Below are 16,303 nucleotides of genomic sequence, written 5' to 3' on the forward strand. Positions count from 1 at the left end.
AATTAAAAGGTTAAATTACCTGTTCGCATGTCAATGCGGGTCGCTTGAAACTCTAAGCCGTTTTTGATTTTGACTGTTACGTTGTATTTATTATCGAATGGGTTGTGAGTATCGGTCTTATTGCCAATATTGTTTCGCCAAAAGCTGGCATGGTTCTTCCTTAATTTGGGATCGACGTATTTGGATAGGAAAAAGCCATTATCCAGTTTTTCAATTGGAACGATACTGCCATTTGAATATTTATATAATTCATTGCCAGCAGCAAGTCCCCAAATACTGTCAATTGCTGTGCCTGAACTATCCTTAGAATCTATTTTAAAGAATGCTACCGAATCTGTTTTAGTATCGAATGAAACTCTAAAACTTGTAATAGCAGGGGCATCATCTAAAAATTGCTTGAATGACGTATATATTCCGGTAGGATATGTAGTTTCTTTTGTTATTCTGTTTTGTGTTGGCTCTTGTCTGTTTTTTAGCTTGATCCGACTATTAATGAAAGTATTAGTTCCTTTTGCTGATGTACTGATTAAAAGCCCATTACTAAATTTTATTAGGCCAAACAACAAATCCGAAATTTGACCACCAAGTCCAGTATTTTGATTTTGAGATATAATAGTTGAATCGTATGTACCCAGGTAGGTTGAATCACCCGTTGGAAGGGTCTCAAATACATCAGCATTTAGCTTTGCATAAGATAGGGTCTCTTCCTGAGAAGAGTCCTGTCCAGCGCTGAATTCGTTCAATATAAATTTTATATTCTCCCCTTCACTATTTAAATGTCCTTGAAGGGCCGATTTTAAATAGTCTAATACATAATCGCTAATGGTCCCGTTCGGTGGGATTATTTTAGTCGGAGTATTGCTGTTTTTTTTATTGAAAAAGCCGATTATATAGGTACTGGGTAATTTATTTTCAATAGCAAAAGACTTGATATTTAGTTTTCCTAACCTATTAATTGTATGCATAATCTCAAGCGGCTTAACATTGTTATTTTGAGAATAGCCCTTTACCACAATTAATGTAATTATAATATAAAGGATGCTTACGTGAATTTTATTCATTACTGGTGATTTATTTTCAGTTTTGTGGAATTGTCCTCTAATATTCTATGATTATCCTTATCCGTTTCTTTTCAACAAGAATGCTTTAGAAACCTTGCCAGAAATTTGTGAAGGCTTGCAGCCACATTATAAACATTAAGAAAAACGGGAAAATGGATAAACCAATTGTCACAAAATATCTAATTTTTTTTCTGTCAGCCTCTGAGTATTTTTCAAGATATAAATCCATTAACTTAATGTGTTTATCATTCCTAAAATAGTATGATTTTGATAATACGAAAACTCCTATACCGAATGATAAAAACAGTAGTAAAAAGTAATATTCAGGAATTTTTTTAAAATCTAACGATTTATTGAATACTATTTTTAGCATGAGAGTAAACGAGATAGTTACAGCAAACGCGAGTGCTGAACATGTTTCAAACCATGGAACTATTTTTCTTCGTCTCTTTTTCATGCGAATAAAATGGTCGTATAAGCCTGTTAAAATTATATCTACGGTTTTCATAATATTTTAAAATTTATCTAAAAAAGTCAATAATTGTTGTTGTTATTGAATAGCCTAATAATATTTCTGGTGCCGCAATTGCTAGGGTTACATACCCTACACCCTCTGCAAGATCGAACCAATGATTTTTGAAATCTGTTGCTCCCATATATATTTTATGGCCAGCGACAACTCCAGCTGCAACTTTACCGACTGCACTTAACACGGGGATATCTTCTAAAGTCGTAATAGCTCCTTCTGTTTTGCTTACGGTATTTGCTATTTTTTGCGCTCCCTGAAGACTAGCATCTGTAGCAGTCATGGATTTATCGACAAGATCACTAACCTGGATTATTGGTGCTTCTTTCCCTGTTGCCTCAATATCATTATCTGCTTTAATATTATCATATGTATCTACTTTTACTACTTCTGAGTTGTATATTTTATGGCTGTTTGGGTCGCCACTACGTGAGCTTCCTCCACTGGCTCCTCCTCCGCTACCACCACCTCCGCTACCCGGACCGGTTGTTGGTGGGTTATAGCCATAGAAAGGGTTCCCAGGGTCTAAGTTTATTGGCAATTCTGTGGGATTGTCAGTCGTACTTCCTGAACCAGAACCGATAATTACGTCTGGCAAAATGTTTGCATCTCCGCCGTTATACCCCCCATTCCAATAATCTCCATCTGTTTGTTGTGCTAAGAATCCTGAAGGATCGACATATATCAAAGGGTTGTTTAGCGCGTAACTAAACCGGTTGTATGCCTGGCTGCTTAAAATATTCGAGACTAATTTATCCGGAGCTAGCATTCTTCCCTGAACGGGGTCGTACATGCGTCCATTCATGTTAATTACGCCAAATTCCGGCAGTTCTTCGTGACCAGTAAAACCTCTATAAAGCCAGTCGGGGACAGATGCAATATTATTGTAAGACCAATTGGTCGCATTTCTATGTCTACCCCATGGATCGAAATTTTGCCTTGCGATAACGGCTCCTGTACTATCAGTTACTGCAAGAATACTTCCAAGGTAGTCTGTATAAGTGTAATACACCTTGACTGGAGCAGATCCCTCTTTAACTGCAATGGCGTAAAGCTGCTTGCCGTTATGCAGGTAGTGGATATATCTGCTTGTGCTTCCTTTTATCTGTTTTTCAAAATCATTAAAGTAGTATCTGGTTTCCTGGATCGAGCCATTTACAGTTTTAACGCTTTTAATCCTGGAATATCCAAATCCATATTTATATCTTACAACTATTCCGTTTTCGGAAATAGAATCCGTCATCAAAAAAGGCGTGTATCCGATTTTTTGTTCACCCGTTGAAATATTAGGGGGAGGGAGCGTTCCATTAGTACCTGTATCCGTAATATAGGCTACGGCATTAATTTTTGTCGTATTATAAACATATTTGCCGGCATCGCTTTTTTGGACAATATTACCAAAGGATACGCCTCCTGTGTTATCATAATTTATTAATTGCTGTTGAACATTGTTTACTTTGTTTCCTGTAAGGCGGTTTAAATTATCGTAGGAAAATGTCTCGGTTAAGTTATAAATAGCATCCTTTCTTGAAGTCAGATTACCGGTATTATTATCAAAAACAAAGTTCAGATCCTGAATACCTGCTGTATAATAACGGGTTGGCTTACCGAGAGTCATGTCATAGGTTATTTGGCTGGTCTTGCCATTGCCTAAGGTATACCCAGTGTAAGCCCCTGCGCCATTAATATTTGTTGCCGTGAATACATTTTTGGCTACACCCGTGGAGCCGTCCTGTAAGTCTGTGGCTGTCAAAGAACCATTGTGGTCATATGTCTTGTTTATGACCAAACCATCAGGTAATGCTTCTTTAACAACATTTCCATAAAGGTCGTTGGTAAAGGTAGTCATATAATTACTGCCATCTACTATAATTTTTTTGGAATTCAGCCGCATTTTTTCATCATAAGTAAAATCAGTTTCCTCTCCATAAAATCCGATAACTTTTGCTATATGATCATCGTTGTACCCATTGGCGGCATTGTTATAATAAGAATAGGAAGTTGTTCCTTCCGGGCCAACACGGCTACTGACTCTTCCAAAATCGTCATAATTTATGGTATATGAGTGCCCAAGCGGGTCCGATTGGCTAATAAGCTGGTTAAAAGCATCATATGAATAGTTAAAGGTTCCTGAATTAAGTTCGGTAATGGCAGCCAGCCGGCCATAACTATCATAACTGTTAGTTATCAGTGCTTTTCCGCCCATCATCGTTTTAATTCTATTACCCCAGCTGTCATAGCTATAGCTCAACAAACCACCATTATCCGAGGCATTGACTATTTGACCTGTCGCATCTGTGATAATGTAAGAAGACTGACCCGATGATTTGGTTGTCGTTACTTTATATTTACCTCCTGTTTGTTTTGCAAAAGCAAAAGAAGTGTAATTCTTTGCGTTACTGACCTTAGTAAGTCGGCTAACATTATCGTAAAAGTAATTCGTAGTTACCGCAGTCTCAGTTGAATAATGTGGTGCTGTACTACTTATTAATTGGCCTTTCGCATCATAGGTAAACTCTTGCGTGGCGTTTTTATTGTTGTATCCACTGGTTTGTTTAGCAACGGCACGGCCCAAATCATCATACCAGATTTTTATATCGCGGCCTCCACCTGGTCTGGTTTGGGAAATAGAGAACCTTTTACCAGACGCTGTTTCCCAGCTATAGGCTATGTCAATGCTGTATCCTTCTGGGAGGGTTTTCTTTTTTAGGTTGTTGAAGCCTGTGTACAGATAGGTGGTTGTGAGCCCAGCTGAATTTTTATCACTTAATAAGTTACCCCCGTCGTCATAGGTAAAGTAAGCATTTTTAGTAATTCCGCTTCCTGTCTGTTTGGTTTGAATAAGGAATCTACCTTGTGGATCGTAGAACTTCTCCAAGGTTCTGCTGGATAGTCCGGTGCTGGCCTGCACAATTTTTGTTTCATTGCCAGTATTGCTATAGCTGTAGGTTGTTGTAACTGCTTTCGCTGTACCTGCATAGTGAGTCACGACCAAGGTGTTGCCTTTACTGTCATAGCTATATGTAGAGAGCTTAGTTACTGCTGCTTGACCAGATCTCGTATTGGAATAGGTGATACTATTGGGAAAGGCCGCTACCGGAGTATTATGGATGCCGTAGGCGGTACTTACTGTCTTTATTTCCACAGCACCGGTTAATACCCCGTTAGTCAAGCTACCTTTAGTGGTAACTGCTTTTGTAATATTGCCAAAGGCATCGTAAGTGTTCACAACCTGAGTAGCAGCACCCGAGATTCCGTCATATCCTATGATTTTATTTATTTGATAGGTAAAACGTCTATTCCCAGGATCTGTAGACATGGCTACTAAAGAGTCAGAAATTATTTGCTTAGAAATCGTGTCATTCGTCTGGTTTAGGGTATACCGAAAGCTGATTGTAGGCCTTAAGAAATTCGGATTAAACTTGACGACTGTAAAACTATTGATGCCTGTTGCCTCATTTTGTGTATTTTGCTGATGGAATCCGAGAAAGCCCCTTGTCGGATTAAATGTCGCGTCCGAATAGTGATAGGATGTACTAGCTTCACCTCCAATGCCATTTGAAGTGGTAATTTTGCTGGCCACATATAATGCTGATTCGAAGGACGGGAAAAGGCTATTACTCCCCTCTCCGGTTGTTTTTGTGTATACGACCTCTTTATTGATCCTGTCATAAGTGATTTTTGTCTTACTGCCAAGGCCGTTTGTTACCTGAGCAAGCATCTGGCTCTCTCTTTCCGGTATTGGATAGATAAACCGCACCGAGCTGCCCTGAATGGTCATCATATCGGTTTTGCCATCGCCGTTAAAGTCTCCGAATACGGGTTCTTTGTTCACATCTGAATTGATGCTGGTGGCAGTCGTATCAGTCTGTGAAATGAAGCCATTAAGACCGTCTTCCGAATTTACCCCATCGGTTTTATAATAGGCAATATGCCGAGACTTGAGTACACCAGTCGTGCCGTCTATAAAGTCTAAAGATTGCCAGATATCTGACCTCCCGTCTTTATTTAAATCTGACACCATTAAAAGGTGCGTATTGCTGTAACCGTCACCCTTTAAAGCGGGAGCGTATTTGAAATAGAATGTTTGTGCTATTAGGCTGGAGGGGCTTCCATAAAAGATATTCCAGGGGCCATACATGCCGGTGTGCTGCGCAGAAGAATTGTTTCCTGTTTCGGGTGTTGACCTAACCAAAAAATCAGTTATGCCATCACCATTAAAATCTCCTGAGTAAATCGGGAGGGTACCGTTGATAACACTGGAGCTAAAGGATTCTGTTGCCTCTAAGACGTAGGCTGTAGAAGTGCCGACGTTATTTATTTTTATAAAATGGGTTCCCTCGTTATTAGAAACCATTAGGTCCGTTTTTCCATCGCCATCTATATCAACAGGACGAACCTGGCAATTGATAATTGAAGATGCGTAATATTCATATTGATAAAGAGTATTAGTTTGAATGCCCAGACCGCTTACTTCTATATTGTACAGGTTTTTATGCGGGGAGCAAAAGAAAGCCTTGTAGTGGTAAATATCTCCTTTTCCTAATATTAAAATATAGTCTTGATATCCGTCGCCGTCGAAATCACCGGGAAGAATATAGGTCTTGCCCACATAATTAAACTTCCCATCACCGGCAATTACGGGCATATTATTATTCACAATGGAATCATAGCCCTATTTGTCATTTGGAAGTAATTTAGTTAGGTTGATTTGAATCTTTTCTAATTTCCTAACTCCGGATGAGTCCGAGAATCCGGCAAATAGAACATCAGCCTTTCCGTCACCATTGTAATCGGATGTCAAAGCGTCATATTTGCCTCTTTTATCAGTTGGTAAATCATAGACTAGGCTAGAATCGTTTAAGTTTTTCGAATAGTCGAGATGGAGTACCGGGTTATTTGGGTCTTTTGCGAGATCTCCATACATATTAAAACCAAGGTATTGAGTTTGGCCGTTGTTATCCGGCTTAAGGATTGCCGAAATGACTCCATCAGTGCCTGCACCGCTAAAATTTCCAGAATATATTGATCCGTCTGTTTCCAGACCTCCTAGGGAAGAAGATAATGCGACAGGAGGGGTAGCATTATCGGCGCCATATTTAAATACTAAAGGATTTTTGGCAGATCCGTCTGAGCCCTGTTCCGTAATAGTCTTCAGGTAATATTGCCCCTGTTGTACTTTGTAACTCATCATATATCGACTAGAAGCAGTTCCAGCACTATTTATTACTGAAATGGAATCTAAGAGATAAGGAGTTTCTATCTGAATTCCATCTTTATATTGAAGGGTGCTTGTAGGAGTTTGCTTAATGGAATAAGAAAATACGATTTTATTGTAGGGTTGTAATCCAGCCGCATCATTGCCTGTATAGTCAATTTCAGTGAGTGCATAGGCATATTGGCCGGGGTCAATATTGTATTTAAAGATGCAATAATTGCCGTTTCTGTCTGTTACTCGGTTAAGTAGCCAAATATAGGTTGCGTTATTAGAGGGGAATTTGCTGTTTAATGCCTTGCCATATTCTAGTATTGTGCCGTCTTTTTGGGTTACTTCAAACCAATCCGGGCCTGTGCTATTTGAGCCGCCATGTGAAATGATCTTAGAGAAGTCTTCGTTTTCTTTACCATAAACAGTCCCGTCAGCGCCATTAGTGCCAGTAATAGGAAATAACCGATGGCCGTCTAAGGAAAAAATGTCATTAGTGTTGTTAAAGGCGACAGGAGTAGTTTGGCCATCAAAATAAAAAGACTTACCTGTTCTTTTGATTTCTGAGAAGCAACTTAAACTCCAGCCTTTTGCGGCAATACCGACACCTCCCCGTGAATTATAAATAAGTCGGATGCTGGGTTGAAGGCTATTGGTTCCGGGGAGTACACCGATGGGAACAATATATTGAACGCCTCCATCGCTGCCAACATTTATACCGCCTGTGGGAGTCCCAACAGGCTTTGACAAATCGATTGTGTAGTTGTCATCCTGTACCGATGATATCGGGGGAGGTGTTGCCGTTAGGATTTTTTCAATGGACGCTGGTGATGATGTTTCGGTGGCTGATCCTTGTTTTACAGAAACATGATAATAAGTATTTTTTGATGTAGGGGGGCCGGGATTATAAGTTAGCCCAGTGGCGCCGGGTATGTCAGTCCAGGTCTGATTGTCAGTGGATGATTGCCATTGGTAAGAAAAGGATTGGCCTGTGCCGCCTGTGGCACCAGAATAAGAAAGCGATGTTGGTTGTTGCCCCTCAACGACTATTTGGTTATTTGGAGAAATGCTACCGCTATGGATGGGGGGAATGGTAATTGTAACTATCTGGCTAGTTATTAGACCGCCATTGGAATAAACCGAAATACTGCCTTCCATTGTTTGACCAGGTGTATTTAATTTATAAGATTGGAGCTGATGGTTGGGGCCGCCAAGAGCATAAATTGGAGGAAAGTCCTCGGAAATAGGTGTATTTGCAGAAACCATTTCAACTGATCCAGCCCACACCACTTTTGCACTGGTTGTTGTGGAGCTGATAATAGTGCCGTTTGTGACCTGCCACTGCAAATTGGGGTAGGAGGTTCCGCTGAATGAGTATATATATGTTTGGCCATATGTTACATTGGTTGCTCCAGATATTGAACCTGTACCAGGAGGCGTCCCCAGGGGCACCGGAGCCGCTAGTGGGTGTGTGGTTGTATTGGGGTTGATGCTGTCTTGTCCAAATATGTTTCCTAAAATTAATATGAAAGCGATTAGCAGGATTGTTTTTCTCATCGGTTCAGTTGGTATTAAGCTATTTTAATATATAAACATTGTTAATTAAGTGCTTATTAATTTAATTTTTTCAAAAATATAAAAGAGGTTTAACTTTATTTTACCTAAAACCAAAAATCACTTTCCTGAGAGGAAAGAAATTTTAAATATAAAATGAATAAAAATTTACCCGACAGACTGCAGATTGGCGCTTTTTTAATGCATAAAAGAAAATTAAGGCATGTAAAACAGTGGTGGATTGCCAAAAAACTCAATTTAAGTGAGTCTTACATTAGCAAATTAGAAAATGGGAGGATCCCTATTTTAGTTACTATCTTCCTTCAATACTGTTCAATACTTGAGTTATCTGATCAAGAGGTAATGGAGATGATTAAGTTGTTTTTATAAATAATGGTATTGTTTGTGCAACTGTTGTGCTAAATTCCCCGGGATTGCAACACATGTGTTATTTTTCAAGGCCTAAAAATAACCTTGGGCGTTAAAGGTTTCTGTAATTAACTCATCTGAGATTGTGTATATGATTTTGCTTAGACGTTTTAAAACCTATTCCCTTTTTTGCGAGTGCTGAATTTTAGCGTGAATGTATTTTAGATACATTTTATTTTGTGCGAATGGACAATTGGGGGGCTTGTTCAATATTTTTGCATATTGGTGGGGTATTATGGCATTCATTGGCTTTTTGAGGGCAATGATGTGCTAAAGGATTGCTTACATATTCTATTATGGACATTACGTAACGGCCTTACCATCAGTTCATGCCGAGGTACGATATGCTTGATCGATTGAGGTTTGACTGTATACTACCTTTATTTAATAAGTGTATTTCTGTCACCTATCTGCAAGCCCTGGATAAGAATGCCTGACAAAAATTATTTAATATCGACATGGAATACATGTTGGCTATTTTTGGAAAACTTAATTTACAGCCAAGCAAAAGTTAACCCCGGGGCTTTTACATTTATTTAGCGACGCTTTTACTTTCTGGTTTAGTTTGCCTCAAAAAAGTTGTTTTGGGTCTTTACTGTAGTCTCTAAATCAGAAAATCTATACATAAAATTTGAAACAATAATGGCCGCCATACCGGACAGCCAAATTTGATAGATTTAGAATGGATAATGCAAGAAAATGCCTGTCTTTGTATAAAAAAGGCGCAACCTGCATCCAAACCCTGTACATCCGTCATTATTGCCAATTTTCTTTAAAAAAGTAAAGGAACTGCGTAAATTGTTTTTACTTTGTAACCACTCAGTATGAAGAAAATTGACTGGTATATCATTAGCAAATTTTTGAAGACCTTTTTCTTCTCTATCTTCCTGTTCTCCATTATCTCAGTGGTGATCGATGTGGGCGAGAAAACGGACAATTTTGTGCAAAGCGGATGGTCTGTATATAAGATCATCACGGATTACTATTTTTCTTTTATCCCCCATATTATTGCACTGCTCTTTCCGCTGTTTGTCTTTATCGCGGTGATCTTTTTTACCTCAAAAATGGCCGGCCGCAGTGAAATTGTGGCCATTTTGGCCAGCGGCACCAGCTTTAAACGGTTTTTAAGGCCTTATTTAATTACAGGAGGGGCGCTGGCTTTACTGTTAGGATTTGCCGCCTCTTTTATCGTCCCGAAGGCCGAGGTGAAGCGAACCTATTTTGAGGACGTTTATGTGCATGGTAATTCCAATTATTCCAAACTCACGAAAAAGGACCCGCTTTTGTATTTCAAGCTGGACTCCTTTACTTATGCCGGGATCAGAAACTTTAACTCCGAGGCTAAAAGCGGCGGCCCGTTTTTCATGAACCGCATAAAAAACAATGAGTTGGTCTATAATTTAAGGGCCAGCACCATCCGGTGGGATACGGCGGGAGGGCCGCATTGGAACCTGAGCCAGGTGGTGGAAAGAACCATTAATGGCATGCAGGAGAAGCTGACCTCGGAGCCGGAAAAGAAGATGAAATTCAACTTCAATCCAAATGACTTAAAAGACGATGAATACGCCGACGTTAAAATGACAACTCCTGAGCTGGTTGATTATATCAAACAAGAGCAGCTCAAAGGCGGAGAGGATATCAATACCTTTAAAATAGAATTCTGGCGCAGATTTACCACACCTTTTTCCGTACTTATTCTCACGATGATCGGTGTCATTTTGTCTTCCCGGAAAGTGAGAGGCGGAAGCGGTGCGCATCTGGCCCTGGGCTTTGTGCTGGCCGCGACCTTTATTGTCATGGACCGGTTTTCAACGATTTTTTCTACCAAGGGTAATTTTACACCCTGGCTGGCGGCCTGGATCCCCAATCTGGTTTTTATTTTGGTGGCCCTCTATTTATACCGGAAGGCCCCCAAATAGAAATTATTATGAGAACTTTGGAACATTTGTTAGAATTTTGCGCTATTAATGAGTATCTTTACCGAGCTTAAGATAATTCAGGGGCCTTTGCCCCTGAATTGCATTAAAAATGGTGGAAAGGACCCTTAAAAAGGGCTTCGGCATAAGAAAACAGATAGATTCGCATAATGTTTAATATGTGTTTTTCTGGCACTAAAAGCATAAAATGCGAGGATTTTGATGGAAAAAATGACAAGATGATTGAGATTAAAAAGAAATTCTACGCCAAAGCAGAGCAGGCTGCAGCAGAAATAAAAGACCTATTGAAAACAAACGGGCAAACCCCCGTTGAAACCGTAACGGTCTCTCAGTTATATCAGGGCATGCGCGGTATTACCAGCATCGTAAGTGAAGTCAGTTTACTGGATCCTTTGGAAGGGATAAAATTCAGAGGGTTTACCATTCCCGAACTTCGGGAAAATCTGCCCAAGGCGCAGGACGGCAGTGAGCCGCTACCCGAAGGCCTGTTTTATCTGATGCTGATTGGAGAATTACCCTCAGAAGCGGATGTAAAAGGAATTTCTGAACAGCTGGCACTGCGCAGCGACATCCCTGAACACGTTTTTAAAACCATCGATGCGCTTCCCCTTTCTGCTCATCCGATGACACAGTTTGTGACAGGTATCATGGCCCTGCAGACTGAAAGTAAATTTGCCAAGGCCTACGCCGAGGGCATTAATAAAAAAGAGTACTGGGACCCGATTTTTGAGGATGCGGTGGATCTGATTGCACGCGTACCTTATATCGCGGCTTATGTCTATAATAGAAAATACAGAAACGGCGCCCCTTTAAACAGTGATAAGTCACTGGACTGGGCAGCTAATTTTGCTAAGATGCTGGGTTATGACGCACCTGATTTCTTAAAACTGATGCGTCTGTATCTGACGATCCATGCAGATCATGAAGGAGGCAACGTATCCGCTCATACAGTGCATCTGGTAGGTTCCGCCTTAAGCGACCCTTACTTAAGTTTTGCGGCCGGCATGAACGGGCTGGCAGGCCCCTTACACGGTCTTGCCAACCAGGAGGTGGTCAAATGGATTTTTGAGATGCAGGAAAAACTCGGCACGGATCTACCCACCAAAGAACAGATTGTTCAGTATACCAAAGATACGCTGGCTGCCGGCAAGGTCGTTCCCGGCTATGGACACGGGGTACTCAGAAGAACGGATCCCCGGTTTTTGGCGCAGATGGAATTTGGGAAAGAGTATATGCCGGATGATCACATGGTACAGACCGTCTGGAATATTTTTGAAGCGGTGCCGGATGTGCTGGGAGCCACCGGTAAGATTAAAAACCCATGGCCCAATGTAGATGCGCACAGTGGTGCTTTACTGGTTCATTTTGGCATGAAAGAGTATGAGTTCTATACCGTATTATTTGGCGTATCAAGAGCGCTTGGCGTGATGGCCAACATGTGCTGGTCCAGAGCGCTTGGCTTTCCCCTGGAAAGACCAAAATCCACGACCACCAATGCCATCAAAGACTGGCTGGCTGCCGGTGCAGAGCAGGGCGCAATATAAAATATAAAAAAAGATCCACCCGGGTAAAAGCCCGCAAGTGGAACATATGAGGAGCGCCTGGCTCTATAAAGAAAAAGCGGTGGTAATAAAAAGACCTCCGCTTTTTCTTTGCCGTCAGCGCTTAGCGGCGCGGCATAAAAAAAGAGACTATTTACAATAAAATAATAGTCTCTTTTTTTAGTAAGGTATATGCCCGTCCGGATTTGACTGAACTAGTCGATTTTTACGGATTCATTCAGTTCTTCGTCAATTAAGATACGGCCACAGTTTTCGCAGACCAGTACTTTTTTACGCTGACGGATCTCGCTTTGTTTCTGGGGAGGAATTGCATTAAAGCAACCACCACAGGCATCTCTTTCCACTGGAACAACGGCCAGGCCATTACGGAAATTTTTGCGGATACGGTCGTAAGAATACAGCAGTCTGTCTTCAATATCTGTTCTGGCTTTTTCGATCTTAGTTTCAAAAGCCTTTTCTTCTTTTTCTGTTTCAGCGATAATCTTACCGAGTTCGTCTTTTTTAGATTTCAGAACGGAATCCTTGCCTTCTATTTTCTTTTTAACGTCCTCTAAGGCTTCGATTTTCCCGGTCAGCTCTACATTCGCATCGCGGATATGCTTTTCAGCCAGTTTGCCTTCGAGTTGCTGCAGTTCAATTTCTTTATTAATAGCCTCAAACTCACGGTTATTTTTTACGTTTTCGCTTTGCTTTTCGTATTTGACAACCAATGCTTCTGATTCCTTGATAATCCCTTTTTTCTGCTCAATATAATCGGAGATCCCGTTGATCTCTTCTTCTACTCTGTTTTTTCTGTTGTTGAGGCCAGCCAGCTCATCTTCCAGGTCACTTACTTCCATTGGAAGTTCTCCTTTAAGAATGTGGATCTGATCTAATTTGCTGTCCAGTTTTTGTAATCTAGCCAGTTCAACTAATTTTTCTTCAACAGAGAAGTCTTTTACGATAGCCATATTTCTTTCAGCTTTTAAATATAATATAAAACCGGATTTGTATAATATACCGATTTTAAGATGGCAAAGGTAGGAAATTTTTGCGCCAAAATGTCAAATAATAATTCTATTGTATATTGTTCGCTTTCAAAATGCCCGATATCCATCAGGACAATTTGGCCGTCAGCATCAAAAAACTCATGATACTTAACGTCTGCGGTGAGATAAAGATCCGCACCGGCAGCAATAGCGGTCTTGGTTAAAAAGCTCCCGGCCCCGCCGCAAAGCGCAATTTTTTGCACTTTTTTGTCTAATAAGGGGGTATGGCGGATAACGGGCACCTGGAATACTTCCTTTATTTTTGCGAGTACCTCCTGATAATCAGCAGGTTGGGGGAGCTCTCCGATCATGCCGCTTCCGACATCCTGGTCCTTATTGACCAGGGGATGGATATAATAGGCCACTTGTTCATAAGGATGAGCCTTTATAAGTGCCTGAATAAGTTTGCCTTGTAAGTGATTGGGGAAAATCAGTTCGATTCTTTGTTCCGTGACCTGTTCGGTGGCACCAACGTGTCCGATGGCAGGTGTGGCCCCTTGCTGGGGTTTAAAAGTGCCTGTTCCGGTAACAGAAAAGGCGCAGTCGTCATAGGGGCCGATGGAGCCGGCGCCCGCTGCAAAAAGCGCTTTTCTAACAGCGTCTGCATTTTGCTGAGGGACAAAAGTCACCAGACTGCTGAGCAGTCCGGACTTGGGATCGAGAATCCTGGGATTGATCAGACCCAGCAGGTCGGCCATTTTTTTACTGACGCCGCCAGCTACATTATCCAGATTGGTATGGATGGCATAGATGGCCACGTCTGCTTTAATGGCTTTAATTAAAGTTCTTTGGATATAATCCTTACCGGTCAGTTGCCGGGTGCCTTTAAATAAAATGGGATGATGGGCGACCACCAGGTTACAGCCTTTTTTGACAGCTTCCTCAATGGTGCCTTCCAGGCAATCCAGGGAAATCAGTATTCCTTTGCATGCCCATGCAGGGCTGCCCGTGATCAGACCGGCATTATCATAAGACTCCTGGTAGGCAGCAGGCGCTACCTTTTCAAGGATACTGATGACATCTTGAATCTGCATGGGCTGCAAGGGAATTTATTAATAAACTTTTGTGGCAAAGATCTCCAAATCACCGATGTTGGACTCGGGGTGCAGTTCTTTATAGACTTTCATCAGGTTTCTGACGGCGTCGCGCCCTGTTTTGCCTAATTTAAAACTAAAGCTGTTGACATATAAGTTGATATGCTGCAGCATGACATCCTCGCTCATTTCCTGGGCATGTTCTTTTACATACTGCGGTAATTCATCTTTGTATTTATTGACATAAGCATATTCAATGCTGTGTCTGATCAGGCTGTCGAGTTTCTTTAAAACCGGCATCGGCAGTGTGCGTTTGCCCACGATACCTCCCAGCGGAATAGGAGAACCTGTTTTCTGTTCCCAGAAATCACCCAGATCCACTACTTTATGTAGGCCTTTTTGTTCATAGGTGAACCGGTTTTCATGGATAATGACTCCAAGACCGTTTCCCTGCTGTACAAAAGGTTCAATTTCATTAAAGACCTTAAAGACTTTGTTTTTAGCATTCGGGTAAGCTAAAGAGAACAGTAAATGGGCCGTGGTGTTTTCGCCGGGAATGGCAATGGTGCTATTATTTACTTCCTCCTCAGTAACACTGCCTTTGCTGATGAGCAGAGGGCCACAGCCATTACCAATGGCGCCGCCGCTACTCATTACATAGTAATCCTTGTTAATAAAAGGTAAAACGCCGTAGCTGACCTTTGTCACATCCAGTTTTCCTTCCATTGCCCACTGGTTCAGGGTTTGCACATCTTCCAGACGAACGTCAAACTCAAAACCTTCCACATCAAATTTCTGATTAACCAATGCCTCAAAAATAAAGGTATCATTTGGACAGGGGCTAAAGCCAAGCGTTAATTTCATTCGATTTTGTTTAATTAGAGTCGTTTAAAAATTTGTTTAATGATTGGATTTCGTTAGCGATTTATGTCTGTTTTGCATACCAATGTAATTCAAACATAGGGCTAAAGATAATTTTTTTTTAAAATTAACCTAGAGGACTTACATAAAAATTTCCATTGCTAAGGAATGATTGTAAGTTTTGTATAGGCAAAATTCCAATATTTTTCCTTTTTTCCAAGTCATTTTCTGAAAAGTTTTCACCTTAAGACCAGATAAGTCAGCCGCTCATCATGGCTGAAGCGCCGCGGTTCCAAGAACTCGTCATTTGGAAAAAAGGAAAAGCGCCTGGTCTCTTTTTGGGAATGAAGCGTCTGATTATCTGGTAATTTTAGGTTTTTGGCGTTTGAATTTAGCAGGTAATATTCCTTTTTAACGCACAACAATGGTTAACTTTGCCACTTATTATTCTTTTAGCAGCTACTTGCTGCTCATTAAAATTAAAGCACAATAAAGGCAATATGAATATAGAAATCGTCTCAGGCAGTGCACGTCAACAAAGTATTACTCTCAGGGCGGCCAAATACCTGCAAGCGCATTTACAGCAGGCGGCTCCCCGGCATCAGACCGGTCTTATAGATTTAAAGGAGCATCCGCTTCCATTTATTGATAAAGTATTTTCTACTCCACAGCAGGCGCCTGAAGAGATCCGGCCGCTGGCTGAAAGAATGTTTGCCGCGGACGCTTTTATTCTGGTAACGCCGGAATATAACGGAACCATCGCTCCGTCTTTAACCAATTGGTTTAATCATTTTCCTAAACAGCTACATAAAACCTTCGGTCTGGTAGCCGCGTCCAACGGAGCGCTGGGTGGTATCAGGGCTGCCCGCGATCTGCAGCATTTTGCCCTGGCATTATTTGGCGTCCCCAGTGCGCAGATGCTGGTCATTGGAGAAGTAGATAAAAAATTTGATCCTTCCGGTGAGCTGCTGGCAGAAACCTTTCAGTCCAGAATAGACACCTTTGTAGCGGAGTTCCTGTGGTTGGCAGAGAAAATCCATGAATAAGTAGTGATCCGTTACCGGCTTAATTGTTAATAAAGTCCAAGCAGGTTTATGGTATATAA

General features: G+C 41.1%; 11 protein-coding genes. 4 read left to right on the forward strand and 7 right to left on the reverse strand.

Features of this window, described 5'->3' with window-relative positions:
• Positions 1-2 precede the first annotated feature (2 nt).
• From BLU80_RS01210 to BLU80_RS01225, 4 genes are all read right to left on the reverse strand, one after another.
• On the reverse strand, positions 3-1,061 hold the full coding sequence (locus BLU80_RS01210) for a hypothetical protein (protein WP_091392329.1): 1,059 nt from the start codon (positions 1,059-1,061) through the stop codon (positions 3-5).
• Between the two features lie 85 nt (positions 1,062-1,146).
• A complete protein-coding gene (locus tag BLU80_RS01215; protein ID WP_091392330.1) occupies positions 1,147-1,569 on the reverse strand; it encodes a hypothetical protein in 423 nt (140 codons plus the stop codon).
• Between the two features lie 13 nt (positions 1,570-1,582).
• Positions 1,583-6,235, reverse strand: a complete 4,653-nt coding sequence (locus tag BLU80_RS01220) for an FG-GAP-like repeat-containing protein (RefSeq protein ID WP_091392332.1) — start codon at positions 6,233-6,235, stop codon at positions 1,583-1,585.
• A gap of 27 nt (positions 6,236-6,262) precedes the next feature.
• Positions 6,263-8,350 carry a SpvB/TcaC N-terminal domain-containing protein gene (locus BLU80_RS01225; protein ID WP_091392334.1) on the reverse strand — a complete coding sequence of 696 codons (2,088 nt, stop codon included), beginning with the start codon at positions 8,348-8,350 and terminating at the stop codon, positions 6,263-6,265.
• A 153-nt stretch (positions 8,351-8,503) separates the two neighbouring features.
• Between BLU80_RS01225 and BLU80_RS20040 the strand changes: the two genes are divergently transcribed.
• The 3 genes from BLU80_RS20040 to BLU80_RS01240 all read left to right on the forward strand — a co-directional run bounded on the left by BLU80_RS20040 (position 8,504) and on the right by BLU80_RS01240 (position 12,257).
• Positions 8,504-8,737, forward strand: coding sequence for a helix-turn-helix domain-containing protein (locus BLU80_RS20040; protein WP_091392335.1), 234 nt, complete (start codon positions 8,504-8,506; stop codon positions 8,735-8,737).
• Between the two features lie 863 nt (positions 8,738-9,600).
• Positions 9,601-10,695, forward strand: a complete 1,095-nt coding sequence (locus BLU80_RS01235; protein WP_091392337.1) for an LptF/LptG family permease — start codon at positions 9,601-9,603, stop codon at positions 10,693-10,695.
• Between the two features lie 236 nt (positions 10,696-10,931).
• A complete protein-coding gene (locus BLU80_RS01240) occupies positions 10,932-12,257 on the forward strand; it encodes a citrate (Si)-synthase (protein WP_091392747.1) in 1,326 nt (441 codons plus the stop codon).
• A gap of 212 nt (positions 12,258-12,469) precedes the next feature.
• Here BLU80_RS01240 and BLU80_RS01245 read toward each other — a convergent pair whose 3' ends face one another.
• Genes BLU80_RS01245 through BLU80_RS01255 form a run of 3 tightly spaced genes read right to left on the reverse strand, consistent with a single transcriptional unit; the run spans position 12,470 to position 15,201 of the window.
• A complete protein-coding gene (locus tag BLU80_RS01245) occupies positions 12,470-13,225 on the reverse strand; it encodes a zinc ribbon domain-containing protein (RefSeq protein ID WP_091392339.1) in 756 nt (251 codons plus the stop codon).
• Positions 13,226-13,239: 14 nt separating this feature from the next.
• Positions 13,240-14,337, reverse strand: coding sequence for a Nif3-like dinuclear metal center hexameric protein (locus BLU80_RS01250; RefSeq protein WP_091392341.1), 1,098 nt, complete (start codon positions 14,335-14,337; stop codon positions 13,240-13,242).
• Positions 14,338-14,355: 18 nt separating this feature from the next.
• A complete protein-coding gene (locus BLU80_RS01255; protein WP_091392343.1) occupies positions 14,356-15,201 on the reverse strand; it encodes a 1,4-dihydroxy-6-naphtoate synthase in 846 nt (281 codons plus the stop codon).
• 497 nt (positions 15,202-15,698) lie between these two features.
• On the opposite strand from BLU80_RS01255, the gene BLU80_RS01265 reads away from it, so the two are divergent.
• Complete coding sequence (locus tag BLU80_RS01265; RefSeq protein WP_091392347.1) at positions 15,699-16,244, forward strand: NADPH-dependent FMN reductase; 546 nt, start codon at positions 15,699-15,701, stop codon at positions 16,242-16,244.
• The last annotated feature ends 59 nt before the right edge of the window (positions 16,245-16,303 follow it).

This window comes from Arachidicoccus rhizosphaerae (genome assembly GCF_900107765.1).
Lineage (GTDB): Bacteria > Bacteroidota > Bacteroidia > Chitinophagales > Chitinophagaceae > Arachidicoccus > Arachidicoccus rhizosphaerae.